Raw genomic sequence first — 23,292 nt, 5'->3', positions numbered from 1 at the left:
AGCTCCGGGAAATATGTTGAATACATAATATAATTAAGAATGGCAACTAAAATAAGATTGCAAAGATTCGGTAAAAAAGGAAAACCTTTTTACCATGTTGTAGTAGCGGACTCTCGTGCACCCCGTGACGGCAAGTTCATTGAGCGTTTGGGTTCCTACAATCCTAATACCAATCCAGCCACTATCGAATTGAATTTCGACAAAGCCCTAGATTGGTTGAACAAAGGCGCACAGCCTACGGATACTGCCCGTGCCATCCTTTCCTACAAGGGTGTACTTTACAAAAAACACCTTCAAGGAGGCATCAAAAAAGGTGCATTTGACGAAGCAGCAGCCGATGTGAAGTTCGAAGAATGGCTGAAGTCCAAGGAAGCAAAGATAGAAGGCAAGAAAGAAAACCTTGCTACTTCCTCTGAAGAGCGCAAGAAAGCCGCTTTGGCAGCCGAAGCAAAAATAAAAGAGGAAAGGGCCGCTGCCATCGCAGCGAAAAATACTCCTCCAGCAGAAGAGCCTGTAGCGGAGCCAGAAGGTGAAGAAACAGCTGCTGAAGGCGAAGAAAACGCATAATTCAGTTTCTAAAACGATTCTGCACAAGAAGCAAAATGTCATTCGCCATTGGTGAATGGCATTTTTTTGTTTGGCCAAACCATATTATTTAATTAGAAGGTAAAGAATGACATCTGTAAACGACACGGTCAAAATTGGCTACATTACCAAAACACGCGGACTGAAAGGAGAGTTGCAAGTGTATTTTGACCATGAGGCATACGATGAGATAGATTACGAGCTGCTATTCATAGAAATAGACAAGAAGCTCGTACCCTTTTTTGTTGAACAAGCTCAACTGCACAAAAACAGCACGGGCTATTTTTTTCTTGAAGATATAGACCATATAGACAAGGCCCAGGCATTGGTAAAAAAATCAATTTACCTGCAAAAAGAAAAGTTGCCCGTAAGGGAGGAAGGGGAATTTTACACCTCGGACCTAAAGGGCTTTATCGTGCATGATCAAACCCACGGCAGGCTAGGAGAGATCATCGAAATAAACGAATTTCCACAACAAGACGTCGCGACTGTAAACTATAACAACCGAGAACTGCTATTCCCCATAATTGACGATTTCATTATTGAGATCAATGAAGAAGACCGCATATTAGAGGTACAATTGCCAGAGGGACTGGTAGAGATGTATAAAGGTTAGCGCATTCGTTTTTCTTGTTTTTTTACTTTTTGTTTTTTACTTTTCAACATGCGTTTTGACATCATCACCGTATTGCCGGGCTTGCTCGAAAGTCCATTTGCTCACTCCATACTGCAGAGAGCACAAAAAAAGGGGTTGGTAGAGGTTTCCGTACACAACCTTAGGGATTATGCAACCAACAAGCATAAAAGCGTAGATGACTACCCTTATGGCGGTGGCAGCGGCATGGTAATGCAAATAGAACCTTTCGCCAACTGCATAGAATCATTGCAGGAGCAACGAAAATACGACGAAATCATCTTTATGACCCCTGACGGCACCACCCTCAACCAGTCTGTTGCCAACGAGCTGTCATCCGTGCAAAACGTAATAATCCTTTGTGGGCACTACAAGGGAATAGACCAACGCATTAGGGATCTATATGTGACGCGGGAAATATCCATTGGCGACTACGTGTTGTCTGGCGGCGAACTGCCCGCAGCGGTGTTGGTAGACGCCATATCCAGGCTAATACCGGGCGTGCTTTCAGACGAGACGTCGGCCCTATCGGACTCTTTTCAGGGGGATTTACTGGATGCCCCTGTATATAGCCGCCCAGCCGACTGGCGCGGACATAAGGTGCCCGACATACTTCTAAGCGGCAACCAGGCAGCCATAGACAACTGGCGTTATGAACAGGCGCTCGAAAGGACAAAAAAGCGCAGGCCCGACTTATTAGAAGACTAAAGACAGGAGTGAAAAATAATATTTCACAATCTTTCTGCTTTTCTTCTTATTCTGAAAAATTATTCCTAATATTGCAATCCGATTTTTACGGGTTGAAAATCGTTGTTAATTACTTAAAATCATGGATTTAGTAAAATTTGTAGAAGAGCAAGCGGTAGCAAAAAATGAAGTTCCCGCATTCAAGGCAGGTGATACCGTGAGTGTTCACTATAAAATTCGCGAAGGAAATAAAGAGCGTATACAGGTATACAAAGGAGTTGTCATTCAACGCAACAGCTTTGGTTCAAACGAGACCTTTACCGTGCGTAAAGTATCAAACAGTGTTGGCGTTGAGCGTATCTTCCCTATCAATTCCCCAAACATTGACAAGATAGTAGTAGACTCTTACGGAAAAGTACGTAGGGCCAAGTTGTTCTACTTGCGCAACCTGAAAGGGAAAGCCGCCCGTATTAAAACAAGGCGAGTTTAATTTCCTCAGAAAGTCCAATTGCAGTAAAAATATTGCCTCTGTCAAACAAATGGCAGAGGCTTTTTTTGCGTACGCATCACGGAGTTTTTTAATGGCGCCAAATCACCTTTTGCCATTCCATTCCCCATAAAACTGCTCTAGGTACAGCTCCATAAACCTATGCCTACTCTCTGCTATTTTCCGAGCTGCCTGTGTGTTCATCTTGTCTTTCAAAAGCAGCAGCTTCTCATAGAAGTGACTAATAGTAGAAGCAGTACTTTGTTGATATGCTTCTTTTGAAGTATGTATTAACGGTTCCTCCAATGGGTCATAAATCAATCTATTCTTATGCCCCCCATAATTGAAAGCTCGCGCGATGCCGATAGCACCTATGGCATCCAGGCGATCTGCATCCTGGACCACCTCCAGTTCCTTAGATCGAAATCCTTCGCCGCTCAAGCTCGATCGGTATGACATGTAACGAATAATTTGACAGACATGTTCAACGACACGTTCACTAACCCCAATCGCCGTTAGGAATTCGTTTGCCAGTCTCGGCCCAAGCTCCTCATCTCCATCATGGAATTTGCTATCCGCAATGTCATGTAACAGCGATGCATATTCCACCACTTCTTCATCTGCCAGCTCATACCTCATCAAGTGCAATGCGTTCTGCCAAACGCGCTCTGTATGGAGCCAATCATGACCCGCCTCCGCACCGTCCAAGCGTTCTTTTACGAAAGCGACGGTCTCCAGCCGTTTAACCTTAGACATATATTTACAAGCTATTATTTACGTCCACCTGTTGACGTACCTCACTCACAAAAGGCAATTTCTGCCCATCGGCAAAAGGCACGTACCCTCTTTTCCATGGGTCACTTCCTATAATCTCCCATTTGTGCCCCGTTCCGGTAAGATCTTCGGCAATCAGGATCATGCCGGGCTTTAACAAAAAGCTTTCACCTCCCAGCACTTCAAATTTCAAGAGCCCGGAAAGTGTGATCACAAACTGGGCAACAGGCGCAGTGTGCCAATCATAGCTTGAGCCCGCCGCAGTTTCCTTGAAATGAATTCCAACGGCATCAAGATGTGTTCCCAACATCAAATGACCATGCTCGAAATGCGAATTGCCATCCTCCCCTGTAAACAATCTAACAGCTTCTATCATAGCTTAACCAATAAAATTAATATTCAAAAGCGGAAGATTTCTCGCCCCTTTTACTTCCTTCATATAAATCGTACACGAGCAGTCTACAATCCAGCTTGCCATTATAAAACTCAATACGTCTGGAAGCTTTAAGTCCTACTTTCTTGGCAAGTTCCGAATTGCCTGTAAAAACGAACCCTCTGTACCCCTTACAATCTTTTTTCATGAAATCCCCGATACGCCTATAGGTCAGCTCTAGCTTCGTATGCACTCCAAGCCGATCTCCATACTCGGGATTGAACATCACCACTCCATTTTCTCCCTGCGGCACCTCAGTATCTGCAAAATCGCACACTTGGAATTTGATGATATTATTCACCCCAGCGGTTTTGGCATTCAGTTCGGTAATCTTAATGGCCTCTTCAGACAGGTCTGAAGCGATGATTACTGGCGGATCTTCTTTTTTTACCAGGTCTTTTAAGCGCTTTCTTTCCGCGAAAAACACTTGTTCATCATAGCCCAGGAGGTGCATGAATGCATAGTTCATTCGAAACAGGCCCGGTTTGCGATTGGTAGCTATTAGAGCAGCCTCTATAGCCAAGGTGCCAGAGCCACACATGGGATTGACAAAAGGCGAGCTCCCGTCCCAGCCACTTGCATATATTACACCTGCCGCCAATGCTTCTAACATAGGTGCTTTTCCAGGAAACTTGCGATAGCCATGCTTGGCCAAAGTCTCTCCTGAAGTATCTAGAAAAAGTTCTGCTCTTGTATCTTTCCAGTAAAGATGTACAACGACGCTGTTCAGCTCAGGCCCCGAATTGGGCCTTAGGTTTTTTTTCTCCTTAATGCTATCTACTATAGCATCTTTTACTTTTAAATTGGCAAAAAGCGGGGTGCTGATCGTCTCGTTATCCACATTGGAATTGACAGAAAAATAACCATTAAAATCTATCAGTTCGTCCCAAAGGACTTCCCTTGCCTCCTTGTAAAGGTCATCGGCATTTGCAGCATTGAACTCTTTGATCGAGTATAATATCTGGCTGGCACAACGGAGATTGAGATTGAGACGGATACAATCATTTACACTGACAAACAGCTCTAGCCCAGTGGAAAAAACCCTCTGGACAGCATAACCCAAATCCTTGACTTCTTGTTCTAAATAAGTAGAGAGCCTTTTGTTGCAAGTGATGATTACTTTACTTTTGGTGTTGAAAACTTCCATATCTTAAATATGCGAAGGTACTGATTATTGTCACTAAAAAACCTTAATTTTACACTTTATTATCGGTTTGAGTTATGGAAATTAAAGGAAAAGTTCACGAAATAGGAGCAGTACAACAAGTTACGGATACATTCAAAAAAAGGGATTTGATTGTGGAATATGCTGAAAATCCACAATACCTAGAATATATTCGCTTTGAAGCCACGCAGGATCGCACATCCCTTTTTGACAATTTGACACCAGGAGAAGAAGTAGAAGTATCTTTTAACCTACGCGGACGTCCATGGACCAACAAAGACGGAATTACCACCTATTTCAATTCACTGGTGGCATGGCGGGTAAACAAAATTGCTGCAGCTACTCCGGCATCGACAACTGCGCAACCAACCCCTCCACCTATTGACATCACATCTTCTCCAGACGAGGATGACGATTTGCCGTTCTAAAATTACTTGATCAAGGCGCAAAAAACCTAACTAGCTAATAGTTTAGTTAATCCATTTTGCCCAAGGATTAAATAATTTCTTGGGCAAAATGGTAGTATAAGGCATATCTTTCCAAACTTCCACTGTCTAGCTTCCCATGAGGAATATAGCTGGCTTTTTATGGAGGTCGATATCTCTTCCCTTCCATTTTGACAAAGGCATGCTAGCTATCCATTCGTTGGGTGCAGTGAGGTTACAAGCGATGCAAAGCCTGGTATTAGGGCTGCAGGCCCGTATAATCTCTTCCAACAACTGGTTGTTTCTAAAGGGTGTCTCTATAAAGATCTGAGTTTGTTCCAAGCTTCTGACAGTGGTTTCCAATTGTTTCAATTTTTTGTTTCTAGCAGCCTTGTCTATGGGCAAATAGCCCTGAAAAGCAAAACTCTGTCCGTTGAAACCCGAAGCCATCAGCGCCAGCACGATGGAACTGGGACCAACCAACGGCACCACTTTAACTCCCAAGCGATGTGCTTCTGCCACAATCTCGGCTCCCGGATCAGCAATACCTGGACAGCCTGCCTCACTCATCAGTCCCACATCCTTGCCCGCCAACAAACCCTTGAAAAAAAAGCTCTTATCTGCCTGTTGCCTCGCATGCTTTCCGTAATCATGCAATATAAGCTTATTCTGCGGAATGGGAGTTCCCGCCAATTTGAGAAATTTTCTTGCCGTTTTGGCATTTTCTACGATATATTCGTCCACTTGATGCATGATTTGCTTGGCAAAAAGCGTAAACGTGGCCTCGTCTGCAGTTTCAGACAAAGGTACCGGGATAAGGTATAATGTTCCTAAAGACATCCTCAAATATGCAAATATTTTCACCATAGCCCCGTTTCGTTCTTCTACATTTTTATTAATTTTATTCTTGCATTGGAAAACCATGGAACAGAAAAACAGTCGATTTTACAGCCAGATATACGAATTGGTAAGGCAGATTCCTGAAGGGAAGGTCTCAACATATGGCCATATAGCTAAAATGCTAAACAAAGAAGGGGCGGCTAGACAAATAGGTTATGCCCTATCAAGGGCAGGCAGCACCCATCCACCTGTACCGGCTCATCGAGTAGTAAACAGTAAGGGAGTATTGAGTGCCAAGCATGCATTCGCGGGACCGACGCTGATGCAAGAATTGCTGGAGAGCGAAGGCCTTACTATCAAAGACGACAAGGTAGTTGATTTCCAAAAAGTAATCTGGAGGCCAACGGATGACTCCATCATTCCCTAGCTATAAATACGGGTATGTGGGTCTCCTCAAGAACCCGCTTGCTCACGCTGTGGTGAAAAAGCCTATTAAAGAAATTATAATCTTTGGACACCAGCACCAGAAGATCCGAATTGCTTTGCTGCACAAAATCCAAGACGCTATGAGGCACATCGTCTTCGCTTTCAAGAATTTGAAAACTGTAGTTGATCCCCTGCAAATATATTTTCAAGGCTTCGCTAGCTTTTTGCTTCTCTTCTCCTTCCAATTTATTCTGTGGCAAGTTCACATAAATTATCTCAAGCTCTGCATGCAGCTGCTCGACTATTTTGCGTATGTGAACTGTTGGAAAATTGTCGTCAATCCCCTTCAGATCCGTTGACAGGGCCACCTTGGTGACAGGTCGAAATTTCACAAACCTCGGAACAACCAATAGGGGTACCTCCTTGATTGACATGATATCTCGAGTATGCTTCCCCAATGCTCTATCGTCGCGATCTAGGTGCTCTAAGCCAGAAACCCCCATCACGATGAAAGAGACCGTGCGTTCCTTCAATATCTGCTGAATTCCCTTTTTCACCGTTTTTTTGTCGCAGAAAAGCTCGATATTCACGTCACTCGGTATCAACTTCTGCAAACGTTTCTTCATGAAAACCAATTTCGACATACACGCTTCCTGCTCTTGCTCGTCCGTGTTTACAAAGCCGGTATCACGCAACACTTCCGCATATGAGTGGTATAATACGATCGTCTCGGAGTGGAGCTGTGATACAAGTCCAGCAGCATAACGGGCAGCGGCAAAGGAAATTTCTGAAAAATCTACAGGAATCAAAACATTTTTCATGGTTGTACGGATTTATGGTACTACAAAAACATCAAGGTGTCATTCACTTTCCTTGTCGGCATATCCAAACACCTTTTGCAAAAGAGTTGTCGACCTAGAGCCACCAATATTTTCGCGGATCTTCAATTCTTCACTGGCCACCTGCACAAAAAGGCCATCTATTGCCTTTTGCGTCACATATGCATTCAGATCGGTATTAATCTTATTTGTAGCCATGGGCAAAGCATTGTATGCAGAGGTTAGATCCGTCCAATATTTGGACACATTGAACTTCCCTAAATTACTGCTGACTACAGGCGAGAACTTTTCGGTCAGCTGATCCGAAGTTGTTCTTTTAAAGAAAGAGGTTGCGGCATCTTTCTGCCCGCTTAACAAGATGTTTGTGGCATCTTTTATCGTAAGCTGGCTCAGCGAATTGACAAATATAGGAGCAGCTTCACTTACGGCAGCCTCTGCCGCCCTATTCATATTGGTCACCAAATTGTCCGCCAGATTCCCCAAACCTACGCTGCGCAACGCACTTTCTACTTTCTGTACTTCCGGAGGCAACAAAATCTTTACCGCCGCATTTCCCAAAAAACCATCTTTGGCAGATAACTGCTGAATGCTTGCTTGCAGGCCCTGGTTCAACGCCTGTTTGATACCAGATGAAATTTCCGTGCTAGACACTGATTGCCCACCACCAGCGGAAGAAGAACTGCTGGAAGAAGACGTACTTCCACCTTGCGCCACCTGATTGAGCGTATCACATTGGCTAAAACCAATCAAACAAATAGCAAGCCCTAAAATAAAAATATTTTTATCCATTGAATTGAAAACCACTAAATAAGCTACCTGTCACTGGCGAGATTTTTCGCGCTGACTTACCGATGCCGTAAAGTTAAAATTTTTATGCGAAGAAGCCTTAGCATGTACAAATTAATCACTGTAACAATTGAATTTTTCGAGCATCTAATCAGTATAAGATTTATTTCAAGATGAAAAATTATTTTTATAGCATACCGGGATTAACCCCCTCAGAAATGTACTATATTCAAAGTCTTACAAAAGAGTTGAGCGAAGAGAAGGTTAAAGAATTTGTTTATTTTTATACGGCAAAAAGAAAGTCAGAACAAGATATTTTATTGTTCACCTTATTGGGATTAATAGGTATTGCTGGCATTCAGCGCTTTATGTTAGGGCAAATCGCATTGGGAATCATCTATTTCATAACGGGAGGCCTTTGTCTAATAGGCACAATTGTTGATCTAATCAATTATAAGCAGCTAACCGAGAAGTTCAATCAAACCGCAGCCTTGGAAAGCCTTCAAATGATCGGTGTTGGTAATCCTTTTTTATAGAATTAACTTAATATAAGGAAGGACTATTGCGCTATAACAATTTGAGGTCTAGATGGCAAACTTTCATTTTTCACCCTGTCCAAAGCTGTGATAATGTAAATATAGCGCGAATTTCTCCTCACCGATACATCTGTGAAATACGTCCTCTTAGAGTCGTAAATGATTTCCAATATACTCTGCGAGCGGCCAAGATTAACATCTTCACCTTCATTGAATCGGTACACCACATAACCATAGGCCCTTTCTCCATCCGCTGCAGGCAACGGTTCATCCCATTTTAAAGAAATATCACCAGAAGACAATGCCGTACATTCGAAATGTACAGGTGCGTTTGGAGCTATGCTGTCTAACCAGGGCATCTTGGGAGGCAATGCCTTAAAACGATAAAAATCATACTGTAAAGAATCCCGAAAACCACCAAGGTTGTTCACCAGGGATTTGGAACTGAAATATACACTGCCATTAATAGATGGGTTGGTGCGGAGGTATCTAATCTGATTGGGCAATTGGGACCTGTCTCTCCATCCCACTGTTTTGTCCCCAGCCCGGTAGGCGGCATGTCCTATATAAACATGTCTGCCATTTGCTACATTGGCCCACCAGTCCACCAGCTTCTCATAGGGTGCCGCCTTATTATCGAACGTGAAATATACTTGAGGAGTAATATAATCTACCCAGTGATTATCTAGCCAAGCCTTTGCGTCGGCATATAGCTGAGAGTAGCCACTCAAGCCGGAGCTTTCTGATCCATCGGGATGTTGATTTTTATTCTGCCATATGCCAAATGGACTTACTCCAAATTTCAGATAGGGCTTCTCGATATGGATTTGATCGTTCAACGTATGGATCAGTAAGTTGACATTATCTCGCCTCCATTCATCTATTTTAGAAAACCCATTTCCATATTGCCTAAAGGTGGCCGCATCCGGTATAGCTTGGCCTTTATCTGGATATGGATAAAAATAGTCGTCGAAGTGTACCCCATCAATATCGTAGTTTTTAACGACGTTCATAATAATGTCCACAATGTAGTCCCTCACGGCAGGTATACCCGGATTAAAGAGCTTTTTGGCCCCATATGAAAAGAACCATTCTGGTCTCCGCTTGGTAATGTGATTGGAGGTTACATGCTCATCAGAAAGGGTCATGGTAGCACGATATGGATTGAACCAAGCATGAAGCTCCATTCCCCTAAGGTGCGTTTCCTTAATAATGAATTCCAAGGGATCGTATGCAGGTGAGGGCGCCTTCCCTGGCTTCCCGTTCAAGAATCTACTCCAGGGCTCATCGCTCTTGGCATAAAACGCATCTGCTGATGGCCTGACCTGAAAGAACACGGCATTGATCCCCGCGCGTTGGTGTGCGTCCAATATACGAAGTAATTCCTCTTTTTGCTGCGCAACACTGAGGCCATCCTTAGAAGGCCAATCTATATTGACTACCGTAGCCACCCAAACTCCCCTCAATTCTCTCTTAGGCACTAGAGCCCGTTGCGCTAGAAGCTTCCCACTCCAGAGAAAAATGGCCATCAAGACCAGGAAAATTGTTTTTGCTTGTTTGTGTATGCTATATTCCATTTTAGTCGCCAAATATACATATTGAACATCAATACTGTTATATTTCAACAGCATAAATAGAAAAAGCCTATAGAAGGCAATTATCGCCTCAAGACTTGGAACAATTTTTGCTGACAATTCTTAGCCTTTTTTACGAGGCCATGGGAGTTATAAATCATGTTAGACAAAACAACACTATCTAATAGATCTGAGGTTGAGGAAAAAGATCGATCCTCATCATATTCGGCAAAAATATATCTTTTTGTTTTGGCCATTGGAGCATTGGTAGCAACAAATATCTATTTTTATACAAAGTACCGAACATCCAGCAGCAATGTAGTATCCATGTTGGGCGAGAAAAACCAATTGGAGGCAGAACTGGACCGCATAGAACTAGAGTTGGATCGTGTGAATGTAGAAAACCAACACCTTTCCGACCAACTTGCGCTAGAACAGCAACAGGCAAAGAAAACGATAGAAGATTTACGCATCAAGCTCACTCAAAACAATCTTACCCAACAGCAATTGAATCAAGCAAAAACGCAAATCGAGCACTTGCGCGTAGCGGTAGACAAATTCAAAAACGACTCGGAACTCCTTCGACAAGAAAACATGCTATTGGTGGTAGAAAGAGATAGTTTAAAGGAAGAAGTCTCCCATGCCCATTCAAACGTGGAACAGTTAAAAAACGAGAACTCCTCCCTAGAAGCCAAAATAAAATCAGTAGCCCATCTGAAGATTTCCGCCATAACTATCAATCCGCTTTCCTATACCAGAAAACAGGAAGAAAAGATGGAAAGCAAGGCAAAACGTACGGAGGAACTTAAAGTTGTTTTCACAATCACGGACAATCCCTTAGCAAACAGGGAACAAAAAGATATTTATATCCGCATAATAGACCCTAATGGAAACCTCGTACTCCCAAAAGGAAACGACAATGCCATAACGTCTCCATATAACGAAATGCAGTACACATCCAAGATGGTATTGCCTTTCAATAATGATGGCAAGGAATACATTTATAGGTGGGATAACAACAAAGACAAATTCAAAAAGGGCATCTATACCATCGTGCTTTACCATGATGGAGAGAGTATGGGCAGGGCCAACATTGCGCTGAATTAGTCATGCGCAACTCTTCGCTCTTTTACAATCATAAGCCAACATCTTCCTCCCGTTCTCCAGTCGCCGTGCGAACTAATGGAATAGTGATGTAAAATATAGTTCCTTTGCCCGATACGGTGGAATAACTAATAAGTCCCCCTATACCTTCTACTGTCTGCTTCACAAAGGCCAGTCCCAACCCCGTTCCTGAACTCTTCGTAGTAAAATTAGGCTGAAAAATCTTGTCCTTCACATCGTTGTCTATACCGCTCCCATTGTCCCTGATGCTAATCTGAACCATACTTTTTTTATCTACCCACACACTAATGTCTATTATGCAAAGCATGTTCCCTCCAGCTTCAATCGCATTTTTCAACAGGTTGTTAAATGACCTGAGTAACTGATCGCGGTCGCCCTTTACGTAAAGATTTTCATTCAAGTCTATAGAAAAGAAGATTTCTACAGCTGGATTGTTCCGGTAAACGTCAATGGCCGTTTCCAGGACGTCACAAATATCGACCTCTTGCATTTTACCCTCGGGCATTTTTGCAAAATTGGAAAACTCCGATGCAATGAACGCCAAACTATCTATCTGCTCTATAAATGATTTACTAAAGCGGTCGAACTTGCGATCGAAGTCAGGGTCGCCTTCGCGCCAGGCTCTTTCCAACAACTGAACCCCCAATTTGAGCGGTGTCAACGGGTTTTTTATCTCATGTGCTACTTGTTTGGCCATTTCGCGCCAAGCAGATTCACGTTCCGATTGGGCTAGTCTGCTGGCGCTATCTTTCAACGCCATAATCATCTGATTATAGGCCTTTACCAAAGCACCAATCTCGTCATTCCTATGCCAACTGATGGGTTCGTTATTTTTCACGATATCGGTCTTGGACAGGCTCCGTTGCACAAGCATCAACGGGTAGGTGACGCCCCTCGCCAAATAAACTGCCACTAAACCAAGAACAACTATAACCAGGGCATATACATTGATAAGCGTATTCAACAAAAAACCGATACGCTCATTTATCCTGCTCTCGCTCAAATAATCTGGCAACCCCAAATAAGCAACCGTATAATCGTTTGCATCTTTTATGGGCGCATATACAGCCCTATAGTGAAGTAGGCTAATGGACTCGGTTTGCAGAAAATCATTTCGTTCATAACTGTTCATGTTCAAATAGGCATAGGGATCCATGTAATTAGACAGAAATCCCAAGTCATAAATTTTCTGCTGTGTAGAGAACAAAAGCTTGCCGTTCAATCCATATATGTTAACATCTATATCACTCGACTTGGCCACGGCATGGATCATTCGCTCTTCGTTTTCGCTTAAGACCAGTGCTTTATCTTGAACAATTGCCTCTTGCAAAGTAGATACAACTCGTTTCACACTTTTCGTCGCTCCCATGTCACTTAGTATCCTATGCTGGTTGCTGATCCCAACATAGGTGATACTTCCCATGACCAATAGGGTAAAAAGAATACCGATAATGAATATTGCCTTAATACGGGTACTGTACAGAATTCTGTTGTAAGAGATAATAATCCATCTTTTCAAGCTTGTCCAATTCAATTCATATAAAGCAAGATTGCTAAAAAGAATCTTCCTGGCTAGAACTATTAAGGCAAAAACTAAGAAACAAAGGAATAGAAACGAAAGTGAAGCTAGCTGTTCCCAAACACCCAATTTTTTCTGGCTGAGCACCAGGACCACGTCTGGTTCCATGCGGTAAGCCACTTGTAAACGATCTCCTGTCTCCTTCAGCACAAAATGAAATAGTTCCAGTTGTTCGAAGGGCTGAAACATATCAAATGTTTCGGATCCCACTTGATTTACCAATTCGCCTTTTTTATAGATAGCGAGCGACTTGTTTTGAAAATCGTTTCTATCATCATAATTGCCTTCTGCCAGTACCGGTGGAAAATGGACGTATTCTTCATAAAGTCTATTGGAAAGATCTATGATCAAGATGCCCACGTCGTCCTCGTCTTCCCCTTTAACGGGTATCACCGCGAAATAATGAAGCAGGCCAAATCCTTTGTCGCTTCGATAGAAATTGTCACTCACTTTTATCGCTCCTAGTTCTACCTGCCTTCGGTACTCATCAAGTCTACGTTGTGTAACACTGTCTCTGGAGACATCGGAAGGCTGCACAAAAAGGCCAAACTCATATTTAGAAAGATATCCGCTGAAATAGGTTTTACGGACGTAATCATTCACCAGCTGGCTATTGTATCTTTCTATATTGGCAAAATAATCGATTAATATTGGATCCTCTGCTATTTCTTTCTCCGTCTTAATAAAAAGTGGAATAGCATTTATATCATCTGCATATTCGATGCGTTGCAAAGCCAACTGCATATTTTCCACATCCTTATCGTGTATAAACTTGCTTTTTTTTATGTAACAGATTACGGAATACAACAGCAAGATGACCAGCATATTGGCTAAGGCTGGTTTCTGACCGCCAAACAAATGATAACTTCTTAAAACGATGATGACCAAGCATATAAACATACTGAAATCGAACTGGTAATAGACCAATTCCACCACAAAGAGCGGCAAAACGCATATGCTCAATAACAGGAAAAACTCCTTTCTTGTTATCCCCAAGTTTGCCACGACATTAAGCATTATATCCAAAAGGAGAAACAATATATGTCCCACCACGCACAGCGAAATAACCCCTATCCAGCTAAACCAATCGAGTCTTAATATATTAGACAGATCAAAGGAGATATTGGAATTGTGCACCAATCCCTCGAACAAATTTGTGCTAGCATGCAGAGCAAGAAAAAGCACAATAGCACAGATAGCAAAGCTTACTCCCTTACCGAAAAATGTATAATTACGCCTTTTACTAACTATCTGCTCCCTATGGGAATATACATAGATGACAAAGCAATACACGAAGAGTATGTTCAGCATAAAAGCTCCCAATGAAGGGAATACTTCGTCTGTAGCGTAATATTTTGGATTGAATATTTCCGAAGAGAATTGGGATTCCAGTAGTTTGTATTTTAAATCTACAAAGCGAAACAAGAAAAGCACCGCGAACAACAGCAGAACGGAAAGTTTGAAATAACCCTTTTTTGCTATCTGCGCACATAGCATGATAACAAGCAATAAGGTCAAAATTGCAGTAGCTATCCAGAGGTACAATTCTAGGTCGGTCTTCAGGTAAGTGGTGTTCTTAGGGTTCATCTTGACAGAAAACAGGTATTTCCCTTCAAAATTCCTCAGATAATACACTTCTCTGTCCTGATACGATGCTACATCCAGATTGTTGCTCTTGCTTAAGTCAGGCACAAACTCGGTAGAAAGAAAGACATTGTTTATATTATATTTGCTTTTTATGGGAATGAGGCCTATTACTGCCACATTGCCTTTCGTCAATTTAATGGCCTCGTAATACCCATTGTCCGAGTCAATAAGATAACTTCCCTCTTCAATTCCTAAGTCCGAATCGTACACAATCAAATCGCTTGACCAAAATTTCAGTCGATGATCCTGATAGACAAGAAAATATATGTTTTTTTTATTAGTATAGTTTGTTATCAGCTCTCGCTGAAAATCCAAGTCGTTTTCGATCTGCTCCAATCGCTTGTAAACCTGCTCATCGTGCAGCAGCTTGTGCACTTCCCGCTCTTTTACATGTAACCTATTTTGAAGTTTCTTGGCTTGCGCCTCCAAAAGAATCTTCGGAGACATAACGTAATGGATAGTCAAGGCCGTACCTGATAGGCACAAGGCCAGAATCAACAGAATCAGTCTTATCCGTAGCTTTACCTTCACTATTTATCCGTAATATACATGTAAATGTAACAAAAAAACCTCTTGATGTAGCATCAAGAGGCCCTTTATAATTATAAATAACAAAATGGCAATTAGCTTACTCCTGCACTATCCTTTATACAGCAGCAGAACTCGTCTCCGCCTGTCTGTCCACTTTTTTCACAAGTCCCTGCAACACTTTGCCAGGCCCCACTTCTACGAAGGAAGTAGCGCCATCTGCCAACATATGCTCTACAATCTGTGTCCATTTTACGGCTCCTGTAAGCTGAGCAATCAAATTTTCCTTGATTTTTTCCGGATCGGTATGAGGCAAGGCGTCAACATTTTGATAGATAGGACAAATAGGTGCTACAATATCCACAGCCTGTATCGCTTCCTGGAGTTCGGCTCTTGCAGACTCCATCAACGGAGAGTGAAACGCTCCTCCCACATTCAACTTCAATGCCCTTTTTGCGCCTGCCTCGGTCAAAAGCGCACATGCCTTGTCTATTCCGGCCAATGAACCAGATATCACCAGTTGTCCTGGGCAGTTATAGTTGGCAGGCACCACCACCTCGTCCACTTGAGAACATATCTGCTCCACCACGGCATCATCCAATCCTAAGATTGCGGCCATAGTAGATGGTTGCTCTTCGCAGGCCTTTTGCATCGCATTTGCGCGCTTGGCAACCAGTCGCAAGCCATCCTCAAAACCCAATGCTTTTGCAGCAACTAAGGCCGAGAACTCACCCAACGAATGCCCTGCCACCATCTCTGGCAAAAAAGCATCACCCAACGCGTAAGCCATAGCCACCGAATGTAAGAAAATAGCTGGCTGCGTCACATTGGTTTGCTTTAGTGCTTCATCTGTTCCTTCAAACATAACATCCGTCAACCCAAAACCGAGTATATCGTCGGCTTTTTTGAACAAGTCCTTGGTAGCACCTCCAAGTTGGTACAATTCTTTCCCCATCCCCACGAACTGCGCCCCCTGCCCGGGGAAAATATAAGCTTTTTTCATATTTCTAATTCGACATTAAAGATTCAAAATTAAATGGAAAGCCTGATCGAAGCAGCATCCGTCTTGAGCAGATCCGCATTAATCTAAGCTGGCCGTGATGAGCCTCAAAAACTCCGCTCTTGTACGCTCTCCAGAAAAAGCGCCAGTAAATGCCGAAGTGGTAGTAACCGAGTTTTGTTTTTGCACACCACGCATCGCCATGCAAAGATGGCGGCATTCGATGACCACGGCCACTCCCAGTGGCTGCAATGTTTCTTGAATGCAATCGCGTATTTCATTGGTAAGTCTTTCCTGTACCTGCAAGCGCCTAGCAAAGGCCTCTACCACCCTGGGTATTTTGCTTAGCCCTACAATATGGCCATTGGGTATGTACGCTATATGTGCCTTGCCAAAGAAAGGCAGCATGTGATGCTCGCACATCGAATAGACTTCTATGTCCTTCACAACAACCATTTGGCTATAATCTTCCTTAAACATCGCCCCTTTCAATATCTCGGAGGGATTCAAATCATAGCCATGGGTAAGGTATTGAAGTGCTTTCGCTACCCGTTCTGGTGTTTTCAATAATCCCTCGCGACTGGGGTCTTCTCCCAAGTTGCGTAGAATATCCTCATAATGTGATGCAATGTTGGCAATTTTCTCCGGATTATAACGATCTATCTTCACATATCCGTCCATATCCTCTTCTTGCATCGCCGTTTTGACCGCCTTGTCTAGATTATTCATTTCTTAGTCACCTAAATACTCGACATAGTTGTTTTCAGTTTCCTGCAGCTTCACCGAATGCAACAATACATTGTGCTGCTCAATCCTGGGGCGCAGCTGCCGAAATATCTCCATGGCAAGTACTTCGGTAGATGCCATTTTTCCTTGCATAAAGTCTACATCCAGATTGATATTGCGATGATCAACCTTCTCTATCACTTCTTCCAAAATAATAGACTTAAGCTCCCGCAGATCCATAACGAAACCAGTATCGGGGTCAACGTCTCCCTTTACTGTCACGAAAAGATCATAATTGTGCCCATGCCAATTTGGATTGCTGCATTTACCAAAGGTCTCCTCATTTTCCTGTAAAGACCAATCAGCACGATACAGCTTATGTGCCGCACTAAAGCGCTCCCTACGTGTAATATAAATCATGCCTAACCAATTAGCCCGCAAAGATAAGGATAAGATATGATAAATAGCTATATTCGCACATGAACTTGTTGTTAGTCGTAGCCACGAATGAAGAGGCTCCAAGCACTCCAGTACCTCCTGAACACGCAGTCGGCCAGCACCATATTTCCATCTTGGTTACTGGAGCGGGGATGGTAGCCACCGCCTATGCACTGGGTCGGCATCTAAGCCAGCATCAATACGACCTAGTCATTAACCTGGGAATAGCTGGCGCGCTCTGCAGATCGCTTTCTATAGGTGACATTGTCTACGTAAATGAGGACTGCTTTATCGAACTGGGAGCAGAAGATGGAGACCAGTTTCTAAGCATCGATATGCTTGGATTCGGCCAAAGTAGGTATAAGGCCATTCCTAATTCCACCGCCTTACAGTTCATCCATGAGCTGCCAGAAGTATCGGGCATTACCGTAAATAAGGTGCATGGAAGCGAACATAGCATTGCCTTGCTGCGGCAGAGAACGGATGCCAAAGTAGAGTCCATGGAAGGTGCTGCCTTTTATTATAGCTGCCATCAAGCAAATCAGCCTTGCGTCCAGTTGCGCGCCATCTCCAATTATGTCGAGCGGCGCAATAAAGCTGCATGGGATATAGGCAAAGCTATCCAATCGCTCCACGAGTTTCTCCACCGCCGCCTAGCTCGATAAACAATCCAAGAAATAGACAGAAAAACATAATCACTACTTTTGTAACATGTCCACGTTAACTAATAATAATAACAAACTAAAGTTAGGCTTCTCCCCTTGTCCTAACGACACATTCATATTTGACGCACTCATACATCATAAAATAGACACCGAAGGTTTGGATTTTGAGGTAAGTTATGAAGATGTAGAATCGCTCAACAACAAGGCCTTTGGCAAAGAGGCCGACATCACCAAATTAAGCTTTTATGCATATGCCCATGCTGCGGAAAACTATGTGCTTCTCGATGCGGGAAGTGCGCTAGGTTTTGGCGTAGGGCCTTTATTGATATGCAGCGATAAAAAATGGGCCGACATACATGCAGAATTCAACCTGGACACGATCGTGGGAATACCTGGCAAATACACCACTGCCAATTTTCTTCTCGGAATAGCCTTTCCCCAGCTCGTAAACAAACGGATCATGTTGTTCTCGGACATCGAAAGGGAATTGTTGAGCGGAAAGATAGATTTAGGATTAATCATTCACGAAAACAGATTTACTTATCAGGAAAAGGGACTGCATAAGATCATCGATTTGGGCGACTTTTGGGAGAAGGAAACTTCCAGCCCCATTCCTCTTGGAGGCATCGCCATCAGAAGAGATCTACCGGATGAGTTAAAGCAAAAAGTGAATCGTTTGGTCAGAAAAAGTGTCGAATATGCCTTTGCAAACCCTCAGTCTGGATTAGATTTTATTAGATCGCATGCGCAAGAAATGAGCGAAGAAGTAATGTACAAGCACATTGAATTATATGTCAATCGTTTTTCAGTTGACCTGGGAGAAACTGGCAGGAGAGCTATCAATACATTATTTGATAGGGCCCACGCCTTAGGACTAGCGCCAAAAACAAACAAGAAGCTCTTCCTAAACTAGCAAAACGTCGAGAGCGATCACACAAAGCGACAGCTATCTATGTTAGAATAGCAGTTGGAACAACAAAACACATATACATGGAGAAACACATTTATGAAAGTGGCATCATTGGGAACTGTTCTTATATCGCTCATGTACAATCGGACACCAATGTATCCTGGCTTTGCTGGCCGGCTTTTGACAGCACCTTTGTTTTCGGGAGCAAACTGGACCCAAACAAGGGTGGCGAATTTTCCATCAAGCCAGATGGCGAATTCCGCTCCAGACAAAAATACATTAGCAATACCAATGTTCTGCAAACAGAAATCTTCACGGACAATGGCGCATACCGAGTAACCGACTTCGCTCCTCGCTTTGGCTTGCATGAACGTTATTACAAACCTTTGATGCTCATCCGCAAAGTGGAGCGCATACGCGGAGAATCCCAAATAAGAGTACGCTGTTATCCGGTAACTGAATATGGAAAAAAGGCGCAAAGTAGGCATCGCGGCAGCAATCACGTACAGTTTCTGGGAGGGGAGGACGAGATGCGCCTGACCACAAACATGCCTATCAGCCATTTCTTTGAACCGGGATCCATATTATTGCGAGACACCATTTATTTGGTTTTGACATATGGACAGCCGCTAGAAGCTCCTTTAGCAGGTACCGTTGAGAACTTCCTTATGAAAACCACCAGCTACTGGCGCCGATGGATCAAACACACCTCCATCTCGAACCACTATCAAGATGCCGTTATACGTTCTGCCCTAGTGCTGAAAATACACCAATACGAAGATACAGGCGCCATTATCGCTGCCAGCACCACTAGTCTGCCCGAGCATCCCGGTAGCGGAAGGAACTGGGACTACCGTTATTGTTGGATCAGGGACAGCTTTTATGTCCTTTCTACATTGTTGCATATAGGCCAGTTTGAGGAGATGGAACATTATGCCGACTATATAGGTAATATTTCGGCCAACGAAAAAGGGCGTTTTCAACCATTATATAGCATTACTGGTAGGAAGGAACTTATAGAGGAGGAACTGAGCTATCTTTCAGGCTATCTGGACAATCAACCCGTACGTATAGGCAATCAAGCTTACGAACATATACAGAACGACGTATATGGGCAGGTTCTTCTCTCCTTACTGCCTTTATATACCGATCACCGCTTCGTCATAGGCGAGCGCAGCAGCTCCATAGATTGGCTAGAGGCGATCATAGCCAAAATGGAAGCTACCATAGACGAAAAAGATGCCGGTATATGGGAGTTTAGAAATTTTGCCAACTATCACTGTTATACCAACTTGTTTCAATGGGCTGGAGCAAAGGCAGCCATGCGCATAGCGAAAACCCTGGACGCACCACAATTGGTTACCAGGGCAGGAGTAATTCTTGAAAAGGCTGTAGGACATATTGAGTCTTGCTATGATCCAGAACGCAAAGTTTATACACACGCGGTAGGAAGTCCTCATCTCGATGCCAGCACGCTACAGCTTATTATCATGAATTACTTGGATCCAAATTCCGAAAAGGCAAAAAACCACTTGAAAGCGCTAGAAAAGGAATTAAAAACCGAAAAGGGTCTATTTTACCGATACCTGCACGCGGATGATTTTGGAAAGCCGAAAAGTACCTTCCTTATATGTGCCTTTTGGTATGTTGAAGCATTGGCATGTGTAGGTAGGCTAGATGATGCCGTAAAAACGTTTGAACATCTTCTTACTTATGCAAACGACCTGTTATTGTTCAGTGAAGATATAGATGAAGACGACGGCTCGCAATGGGGAAACTTTCCTCAGGCCTACAGCCATGTAGGGCTCATCAATGCAGTATACCGCATTAGCGTAAAGCTGGGATTGCCCAGGTTTTTATTAGAGAAGTAAAGGTGCAAGAGGATTATATTAAGGATATAAAAGTGTAAGATATAGGGATGTAATGAAAAATCATAACACCTTATACCTTACACCGTTGTTGTTGCCGCTATTTGATTACTGACACCTTGATCATGTTTGTTCTACCCTTTTCTGCAATAGGGATAGAAGCGGTGTTGACGACAAGCTCGCCCGAAGCAATCAGCCCCTTGTCCTTGAGCTGCCCATTGATATCGGCAATGGAAGCATCCGTGCTCTCTTCTCCGTCGTAGAAGAAGCCTTTCACGCCCCACAACAAGCTCAATGTGTTTAGCAGGGCCTTATTGCTTGTAAAAGTATGAATATCCGCATTGGGCCTGTGGCTCGCTATTTCAAAAGCAGTATATCCCGAGGAGGTCATAGCTACAATAGCTTTTGCGTTGACCTGTTGCGCCAAGTATACTGAAGAAGCACATATCGAATCGGGAATCGATGTCTCAGGGTTTGTTCCCGGCTTTCTTGCTGAGAAATAAGGATAGGAGGACTCTTCGATATTTTTCACGATTTTGGTCATCGTTTCTATTACGATTTCAGGGAACTCGCCCACCGAGGTCTCGCCGCTCAACATCACTGCATCGGCACCATCCAATACGGAATTGGCCACATCATTCACCTCTGCACGCGTAGGTCTGGGTGTGGTGATCATGCTTTCTAGCATCTGGGTCGCAATGATCACTGGCTTGGCAGCGTCACGGCATTTCTTTACTATCAACTTCTGCAACACGGGAACTTGTTCCATTGGAATCTCCACCCCAAGATCGCCACGAGCCACCATGATACCATCGGTAGCTTCTATAATCGAGTCGATATTCTGTATAGCTTCTGGCTTTTCTATTTTGGCTATAACCCGGGCATCCTTGCCCCTTTCAGCAATGATTTTCTTCAATTCATATATATCATCTGCTGTACGTACAAACGACATGCCTATCCATTCTACATCTGAATCGAGCACGAAATTCAGATTGGAAAGATCCTCTTCAGTAAGGCTAGGGATAGATACCTTCGTGTTGGGCAGATTAACTCCCTTCCTGCTCGTCAGTATACCTCCATGAATCACCCTGCACGTCACCGTATCTAACCGGTTTGTGTCTAATACTTCCAATTGGAGCTTACCGTCATCCAGCAGGATGATCTCTCCCTTGGTCACATCCTTAGGGAAAGTCTGATAAGTAATGTAGATCTTATTTTCATCACCAATAAGCTCGTGCGTAGTAATTTCCAAGATATGTCCGTTTTGCAACAATGCGCCACCTTCTTTCATCTTTCCTATGCGGATTTTCGGGCCTTGCAAGTCGGCCAAAATCCCTATATTAAGGCTATACTCCTCATTTATTTCCCGTATGGTATGAATCACTTTCAAATGATCTTCTTGGCTTCCATGAGAAAAATTAAGCCGGCAAACATCCACTCCCTTTTCAATAAGACTAGTAAGTATCTCCTTAGGCGCTGAGGCCGGTCCCAATGTCGCTACAATTTTAGTTCTCTTTTGAACTTTATTCATCTCAGTTGTTGTTTTTATTGTTTAAACTATCTTTTTCGGTTTTGATTATAACTATTTTTGAAGGTTCATCATGTCCAATTACCTGGAAATAAACCAATCAGTGTACATTTTACACTTTGCCTTATTTTGCGCTAAAATAGTAAATTTTCTTTTGATTTCAACTTATATGGGTCTATTTTGGCTACTGCTATAATATGAGGTATTTTCTTCATGTAATCTATCTGCTTATTAAGCAGCTCTTCATCAAAAGCATTCTTGACCAAGAAAAAATAATCTGTCCCTTTCATCTCAGGCACAAGGTACCCCCCTTCATATCCCTTATTTGCCAAGAGGTAATATTCCATATCGAGTTCTGGATCGTAGTACTTAAATTTGCTGAAGACCAAAGTAGCGCCTTTGGAGCCCAATTCCAGCCGATGCTCTTCGTCTAGCGCCACGCGTACAAATCCCAGATCTAGGCATCCATTTATAAAATGTACGACTCTGTAATCCCGCATCGGGCAAGTAATCGCCACCAACCTAAAATCGAAGTCGAGGTCAAATTTTAATGTAATTTTACTCACTTAGGTACAACTTAATATGCAAAACAAAATTAGCACAAAAAATTTGGCTTAAAAAAATAAAGCAATATTAATAATTATTTAAACCCGAGACCGAAACAGGTATCAGGTCAAAGTACAAACCAGCGTTATCCAAAAAGGACTTCTTTGCCAAGAAACACTAGAGGAACAATTTGATGATGAGCGAATAAAAAAGCGGCTTAAATCAAAAAGATTTGATATTTACTGAATTTTATTTTTCTTTGCACTGATTTATTAAACATAAAACCATAAAAATCATGTCTGATATCGCTTCAAGAGTAAAAGCAATTATCGTTGAAAAATTAGGTGTTGACGAAAACGAAGTTACACCGGAGGCTTCTTTCACCAATGATTTAGGCGCAGATTCTTTGGATACCGTAGAGTTGATCATGGAATTTGAAAAGGAATTCAACGTAGCTATCCCTGACGACCAGGCTGAAACTATCAGCACTGTAGGGCAAGCAGTTGCTTACCTGGAAAAAAACGTTAATAACTAATTTAAT

25 protein-coding genes are annotated in these 23,292 nt (G+C 42.9%); 12 read left to right on the top strand and 13 right to left on the bottom strand.

What is annotated here, in order from left to right; translation table 11 throughout:
• The first annotated feature begins 39 nt into the window (after positions 1–39).
• From A37S_RS0107355 to rplS, 4 genes are all read left to right on the top strand, one after another.
• The gene (locus tag A37S_RS0107355; RefSeq protein ID WP_028296438.1) at positions 40–567 is read left to right on the top strand and encodes a 30S ribosomal protein S16; all 528 of its coding nucleotides are present in this window, start codon (positions 40–42) and stop codon (positions 565–567) included.
• Positions 568–673: 106 nt separating this feature from the next.
• Complete coding sequence (rimM, locus tag A37S_RS0107350) at positions 674–1,201, top strand: ribosome maturation factor RimM (RefSeq protein ID WP_028296437.1); 528 nt, start codon at positions 674–676, stop codon at positions 1,199–1,201.
• 48 nt (positions 1,202–1,249) lie between these two features.
• Positions 1,250–1,927 (top strand): tRNA (guanosine(37)-N1)-methyltransferase TrmD, encoded by a 678-nt coding sequence (gene trmD / locus A37S_RS0107345; protein WP_028296436.1) that lies wholly within the window; start codon positions 1,250–1,252, stop codon positions 1,925–1,927.
• 121 nt (positions 1,928–2,048) lie between these two features.
• Positions 2,049–2,396 (top strand): 50S ribosomal protein L19, encoded by a 348-nt coding sequence (gene rplS, locus A37S_RS0107340; RefSeq protein WP_028296435.1) that lies wholly within the window; start codon positions 2,049–2,051, stop codon positions 2,394–2,396.
• Between the two features lie 102 nt (positions 2,397–2,498).
• Here the strand turns inward: rplS and A37S_RS0107335 are convergent, their stop codons facing one another.
• From A37S_RS0107335 to A37S_RS0107325, 3 genes are read right to left on the bottom strand one after another with little or no spacing between them, the layout of a single operon-like run.
• Complete coding sequence (locus tag A37S_RS0107335) at positions 2,499–3,149, bottom strand: HD domain-containing protein (RefSeq protein ID WP_028296434.1); 651 nt, start codon at positions 3,147–3,149, stop codon at positions 2,499–2,501.
• 4 nt (positions 3,150–3,153) lie between these two features.
• Positions 3,154–3,543 (bottom strand): cupin domain-containing protein, encoded by a 390-nt coding sequence (locus A37S_RS23870; RefSeq protein WP_036601685.1) that lies wholly within the window; start codon positions 3,541–3,543, stop codon positions 3,154–3,156.
• Between the two features lie 16 nt (positions 3,544–3,559).
• Positions 3,560–4,747, bottom strand: coding sequence for a THUMP domain-containing class I SAM-dependent RNA methyltransferase (locus tag A37S_RS0107325; RefSeq protein ID WP_028296433.1), 1,188 nt, complete (start codon positions 4,745–4,747; stop codon positions 3,560–3,562).
• A gap of 74 nt (positions 4,748–4,821) precedes the next feature.
• Between A37S_RS0107325 and A37S_RS0107320 the strand changes: the two genes are divergently transcribed.
• On the top strand, positions 4,822–5,193 hold the full coding sequence (locus tag A37S_RS0107320) for a DUF3127 domain-containing protein (protein WP_028296432.1): 372 nt from the start codon (positions 4,822–4,824) through the stop codon (positions 5,191–5,193).
• A 126-nt stretch (positions 5,194–5,319) separates the two neighbouring features.
• On the opposite strand, the gene A37S_RS0107315 is transcribed toward A37S_RS0107320, so the two are convergent.
• On the bottom strand, positions 5,320–6,030 hold the full coding sequence (locus A37S_RS0107315) for an SAM-dependent methyltransferase (protein ID WP_028296431.1): 711 nt from the start codon (positions 6,028–6,030) through the stop codon (positions 5,320–5,322).
• An 82-nt stretch (positions 6,031–6,112) separates the two neighbouring features.
• Between A37S_RS0107315 and A37S_RS0107310 the strand changes: the two genes are divergently transcribed.
• The gene (locus A37S_RS0107310) at positions 6,113–6,457 is read left to right on the top strand and encodes an MGMT family protein (protein WP_028296430.1); all 345 of its coding nucleotides are present in this window, start codon (positions 6,113–6,115) and stop codon (positions 6,455–6,457) included.
• Here the strand turns inward: A37S_RS0107310 and A37S_RS0107305 are convergent.
• Positions 6,447–7,277 carry a universal stress protein gene (locus tag A37S_RS0107305; protein ID WP_028296429.1) on the bottom strand — a complete coding sequence of 277 codons (831 nt, stop codon included), beginning with the start codon at positions 7,275–7,277 and terminating at the stop codon, positions 6,447–6,449. The genes A37S_RS0107310 and A37S_RS0107305 overlap by 11 nt on opposite strands.
• Before the next feature lie 39 nt (positions 7,278–7,316).
• On the bottom strand, positions 7,317–8,084 hold the full coding sequence (locus A37S_RS0107300) for a DUF4197 domain-containing protein (protein ID WP_028296428.1): 768 nt from the start codon (positions 8,082–8,084) through the stop codon (positions 7,317–7,319).
• Between the two features lie 170 nt (positions 8,085–8,254).
• Between A37S_RS0107300 and A37S_RS0107295 the strand changes: the two genes are divergently transcribed.
• Complete coding sequence (locus tag A37S_RS0107295) at positions 8,255–8,617, top strand: TM2 domain-containing protein (RefSeq protein WP_028296427.1); 363 nt, start codon at positions 8,255–8,257, stop codon at positions 8,615–8,617.
• A 23-nt stretch (positions 8,618–8,640) separates the two neighbouring features.
• Here A37S_RS0107295 and A37S_RS0107290 read toward each other — a convergent pair whose 3' ends face one another.
• The gene (locus A37S_RS0107290; protein ID WP_245586338.1) at positions 8,641–10,194 is read right to left on the bottom strand and encodes a glycoside hydrolase family 10-like protein; all 1,554 of its coding nucleotides are present in this window, start codon (positions 10,192–10,194) and stop codon (positions 8,641–8,643) included.
• A 156-nt stretch (positions 10,195–10,350) separates the two neighbouring features.
• On the opposite strand from A37S_RS0107290, the gene A37S_RS0107285 reads away from it, so the two are divergent.
• The gene (locus A37S_RS0107285) at positions 10,351–11,298 is read left to right on the top strand and encodes a hypothetical protein (protein ID WP_028296425.1); all 948 of its coding nucleotides are present in this window, start codon (positions 10,351–10,353) and stop codon (positions 11,296–11,298) included.
• A 28-nt stretch (positions 11,299–11,326) separates the two neighbouring features.
• On the opposite strand, the gene A37S_RS0107280 is transcribed toward A37S_RS0107285, so the two are convergent.
• From A37S_RS0107280 to A37S_RS0107265, 4 genes are all read right to left on the bottom strand, one after another.
• Positions 11,327–14,989, bottom strand: a complete 3,663-nt coding sequence (locus A37S_RS0107280) for a sensor histidine kinase (protein WP_028296424.1) — start codon at positions 14,987–14,989, stop codon at positions 11,327–11,329.
• 199 nt (positions 14,990–15,188) lie between these two features.
• On the bottom strand, positions 15,189–16,073 hold the full coding sequence (gene fabD / locus A37S_RS0107275) for an ACP S-malonyltransferase (RefSeq protein WP_028296423.1): 885 nt from the start codon (positions 16,071–16,073) through the stop codon (positions 15,189–15,191).
• 78 nt (positions 16,074–16,151) lie between these two features.
• Positions 16,152–16,799, bottom strand: coding sequence for a GTP cyclohydrolase I FolE (gene folE, locus A37S_RS0107270; protein WP_036601682.1), 648 nt, complete (start codon positions 16,797–16,799; stop codon positions 16,152–16,154).
• 3 nt (positions 16,800–16,802) lie between these two features.
• A complete protein-coding gene (locus A37S_RS0107265; RefSeq protein ID WP_028296421.1) occupies positions 16,803–17,216 on the bottom strand; it encodes a 6-pyruvoyl trahydropterin synthase family protein in 414 nt (137 codons plus the stop codon).
• A gap of 59 nt (positions 17,217–17,275) precedes the next feature.
• Here A37S_RS0107265 and mqnB point away from each other — a divergent pair, with 59 nt between their 5' ends.
• The 3 genes from mqnB (at position 17,276) to A37S_RS0107250 (ending at position 20,680) form a co-directional block, all read left to right on the top strand.
• Complete coding sequence (gene mqnB, locus A37S_RS0107260; RefSeq protein ID WP_028296420.1) at positions 17,276–17,899, top strand: futalosine hydrolase; 624 nt, start codon at positions 17,276–17,278, stop codon at positions 17,897–17,899.
• A 46-nt stretch (positions 17,900–17,945) separates the two neighbouring features.
• Entirely contained in the window at positions 17,946–18,812 is an 867-nt protein-coding gene (locus A37S_RS0107255; RefSeq protein ID WP_028296419.1) for a 1,4-dihydroxy-6-naphtoate synthase, read from the top strand.
• 77 nt (positions 18,813–18,889) lie between these two features.
• The gene (locus tag A37S_RS0107250) at positions 18,890–20,680 is read left to right on the top strand and encodes a glycoside hydrolase family 15 protein (protein ID WP_028296418.1); all 1,791 of its coding nucleotides are present in this window, start codon (positions 18,890–18,892) and stop codon (positions 20,678–20,680) included.
• Positions 20,681–20,777: 97 nt separating this feature from the next.
• On the opposite strand, the gene pyk is transcribed toward A37S_RS0107250, so the two are convergent.
• Positions 20,778–22,208: a pyruvate kinase gene (gene pyk / locus A37S_RS0107245; protein WP_028296417.1), complete on the bottom strand. Its 1,431-nt coding sequence runs from the start codon at positions 22,206–22,208 to the stop codon at positions 20,778–20,780.
• Positions 22,209–22,339: 131 nt separating this feature from the next.
• Positions 22,340–22,771, bottom strand: coding sequence for an IPExxxVDY family protein (locus tag A37S_RS0107240; protein WP_028296416.1), 432 nt, complete (start codon positions 22,769–22,771; stop codon positions 22,340–22,342).
• A 275-nt stretch (positions 22,772–23,046) separates the two neighbouring features.
• Between A37S_RS0107240 and A37S_RS0107235 the strand changes: the two genes are divergently transcribed.
• Complete coding sequence (locus tag A37S_RS0107235; protein ID WP_028296415.1) at positions 23,047–23,286, top strand: acyl carrier protein; 240 nt, start codon at positions 23,047–23,049, stop codon at positions 23,284–23,286.
• The last annotated feature ends 6 nt before the right edge of the window (positions 23,287–23,292 follow it).

The sequence above is a fragment of the Olivibacter sitiensis DSM 17696 genome, from assembly GCF_000427965.1.
GTDB lineage: Bacteria > Bacteroidota > Bacteroidia > Sphingobacteriales > Sphingobacteriaceae > Olivibacter > Olivibacter sitiensis.
The sequence above is the reverse complement of the archived record's forward strand: the minus strand, read 5'-3'. Positions and strand labels throughout refer to the sequence as shown.

Excerpts from the sequence above, each read along its gene's own strand:
- A37S_RS0107355 (WP_028296438.1), top strand. The coding sequence starts at position 40 with ATGGCAACTAAAATAAGATTGCAAAGATTCGGTAAAAAAGGAAAACCT.
- rimM (WP_028296437.1), top strand. The coding sequence starts at position 674 with ATGACATCTGTAAACGACACGGTCAAAATTGGCTACATTACCAAAACA.
- trmD (WP_028296436.1), top strand. The coding sequence starts at position 1,250 with ATGCGTTTTGACATCATCACCGTATTGCCGGGCTTGCTCGAAAGTCCA.
- rplS (WP_028296435.1), top strand. The coding sequence starts at position 2,049 with ATGGATTTAGTAAAATTTGTAGAAGAGCAAGCGGTAGCAAAAAATGAA.
- A37S_RS0107335 (WP_028296434.1), bottom strand. The coding sequence starts at position 3,149 with ATGTCTAAGGTTAAACGGCTGGAGACCGTCGCTTTCGTAAAAGAACGC.
- A37S_RS23870 (WP_036601685.1), bottom strand. The coding sequence starts at position 3,543 with ATGATAGAAGCTGTTAGATTGTTTACAGGGGAGGATGGCAATTCGCAT.
- A37S_RS0107325 (WP_028296433.1), bottom strand. The coding sequence starts at position 4,747 with ATGGAAGTTTTCAACACCAAAAGTAAAGTAATCATCACTTGCAACAAA.
- A37S_RS0107320 (WP_028296432.1), top strand. The coding sequence starts at position 4,822 with ATGGAAATTAAAGGAAAAGTTCACGAAATAGGAGCAGTACAACAAGTT.
- A37S_RS0107315 (WP_028296431.1), bottom strand. The coding sequence starts at position 6,030 with ATGTCTTTAGGAACATTATACCTTATCCCGGTACCTTTGTCTGAAACT.
- A37S_RS0107310 (WP_028296430.1), top strand. The coding sequence starts at position 6,113 with ATGGAACAGAAAAACAGTCGATTTTACAGCCAGATATACGAATTGGTA.
- A37S_RS0107305 (WP_028296429.1), bottom strand. The coding sequence starts at position 7,277 with ATGAAAAATGTTTTGATTCCTGTAGATTTTTCAGAAATTTCCTTTGCC.
- A37S_RS0107300 (WP_028296428.1), bottom strand. The coding sequence starts at position 8,084 with ATGGATAAAAATATTTTTATTTTAGGGCTTGCTATTTGTTTGATTGGT.
- A37S_RS0107295 (WP_028296427.1), top strand. The coding sequence starts at position 8,255 with ATGAAAAATTATTTTTATAGCATACCGGGATTAACCCCCTCAGAAATG.
- A37S_RS0107290 (WP_245586338.1), bottom strand. The coding sequence starts at position 10,194 with ATGGAATATAGCATACACAAACAAGCAAAAACAATTTTCCTGGTCTTG.
- A37S_RS0107285 (WP_028296425.1), top strand. The coding sequence starts at position 10,351 with ATGTTAGACAAAACAACACTATCTAATAGATCTGAGGTTGAGGAAAAA.
- A37S_RS0107280 (WP_028296424.1), bottom strand. The coding sequence starts at position 14,989 with ATGTCTCCGAAGATTCTTTTGGAGGCGCAAGCCAAGAAACTTCAAAAT.
- fabD (WP_028296423.1), bottom strand. The coding sequence starts at position 16,073 with ATGAAAAAAGCTTATATTTTCCCCGGGCAGGGGGCGCAGTTCGTGGGG.
- folE (WP_036601682.1), bottom strand. The coding sequence starts at position 16,799 with ATGAATAATCTAGACAAGGCGGTCAAAACGGCGATGCAAGAAGAGGAT.
- A37S_RS0107265 (WP_028296421.1), bottom strand. The coding sequence starts at position 17,216 with ATGATTTATATTACACGTAGGGAGCGCTTTAGTGCGGCACATAAGCTG.
- mqnB (WP_028296420.1), top strand. The coding sequence starts at position 17,276 with ATGAACTTGTTGTTAGTCGTAGCCACGAATGAAGAGGCTCCAAGCACT.
- A37S_RS0107255 (WP_028296419.1), top strand. The coding sequence starts at position 17,946 with ATGTCCACGTTAACTAATAATAATAACAAACTAAAGTTAGGCTTCTCC.
- A37S_RS0107250 (WP_028296418.1), top strand. The coding sequence starts at position 18,890 with ATGGAGAAACACATTTATGAAAGTGGCATCATTGGGAACTGTTCTTAT.
- pyk (WP_028296417.1), bottom strand. The coding sequence starts at position 22,208 with ATGAATAAAGTTCAAAAGAGAACTAAAATTGTAGCGACATTGGGACCG.
- A37S_RS0107235 (WP_028296415.1), top strand. The coding sequence starts at position 23,047 with ATGTCTGATATCGCTTCAAGAGTAAAAGCAATTATCGTTGAAAAATTA.